Source organism: Paracoccus haematequi, from assembly GCF_900631945.1.
Classification (GTDB): domain Bacteria; phylum Pseudomonadota; class Alphaproteobacteria; order Rhodobacterales; family Rhodobacteraceae; genus Paracoccus; species Paracoccus haematequi_A.
This window is the reverse complement of sequence record NZ_UZWE01000094.1, coordinates 1-1,124: the sequence shown is the minus strand read 5'-3', so window position 1 is coordinate 1,124 and position 1,124 is coordinate 1. Positions and strand designations below refer to the sequence as shown.

Annotated in this window: 1 protein-coding gene; it reads left to right on the top strand. The window is 56.8% G+C overall.

Annotated features, from left to right (window positions below):
- Window positions 1–517: 517 nt before the first annotated feature.
- A partial coding sequence (locus PARHAE_RS20590) for a recombinase family protein (protein WP_164555347.1) occupies window positions 518–1,124 on the top strand: 607 nt, incomplete at its 3' end.

Genomic DNA, 1,124 nt, shown 5'->3' with positions numbered 1-1,124 from the left:
GCTCAATCTTCGCCCATTGGGCATCCGTCAGAACATTGCGATCCATCCTGACTATGAATCACATCAGCCTCCGAGTGTGAATCCCCACAGACCCTAGTGCTGATGCGCACCCCTCAATCCTAGTGGCTGCTTGACACCCCGCGCCCGTTCCGCCCTTTGAACCAGGGGTGGAGAGAGCAACTGACAAAGGCGAAGACAAGGCCTCCAATGTCTTGTTAAACCACGCAAAGCCAGAATGAAGAACAAGAACAGGAATAATATAGCCGACCTTTTTGAAGTCGCGTTTGCTGACCCTATACCCCCCTTTGGGACCCCTATTGATTTCTAAGAGGGGGCGACTTCCGCCTGACGTTACGCCCGTTCCGAGCATTGCTCCACCGCCGCCGCTGACCTGCCAATAGGTCCTGCCCCTGTGACTCTGTCAGGGTTTGTCAATTTGAGCTGACAATGGAGTGGGTTTCGCCTTTTGGCAGTCCGTCACTCCAAATGTCTTAGACCTATTGGCAGGAGATCAATCATGACGGCAATCGTCGGATATGCCCGGACCAGCACGCTTGACCAAGTGGCAGGCTTTGAGGCCCAGCTCCGGGAACTGACTGCGGCAGGATGCACCAAGCTCTTTCAGGAGCAGGTGAGTTCGGTCGCCAAGCGGCAGCAGCTTGAGGCTTGTTTGGACTACCTGAGGGAGGGTGACACGCTGATCGTCACCAAGCTGGACCGGCTGGCCCGTAATGTCACCCACCTAGGGCAGCTTGTGGCGAACCTGAAGGCCAAGGGCGTGAGCCTCCGCATTCTGGACCTAGGCTTGGACACCAGCACACCGACGGGCGAACTGATCCTGAACATGATGGGGGCAGTCGCACAGTTCGAGCGTCAAATGATGCTGGAACGCCAACGGGAGGGCATCGCCAAGGCCAGGGCTGACGGCAAGTATAAAGGGCGTGCCCCAACGGCCATGAGACAGGCCCAGAGAGTCCATGAGCTGGCCGCTGAGGGGGTAAAGCGGTCCGACATAGCCCAGAGGCTAAAGCGTTTCGGTAAAAACGTGAATCGCAGAGGGATTCCTGCAAGACCCAGTTTGTGCTCCTCTTGTTCGGGGAGGATAAGTCATGTCAGCACCTTTG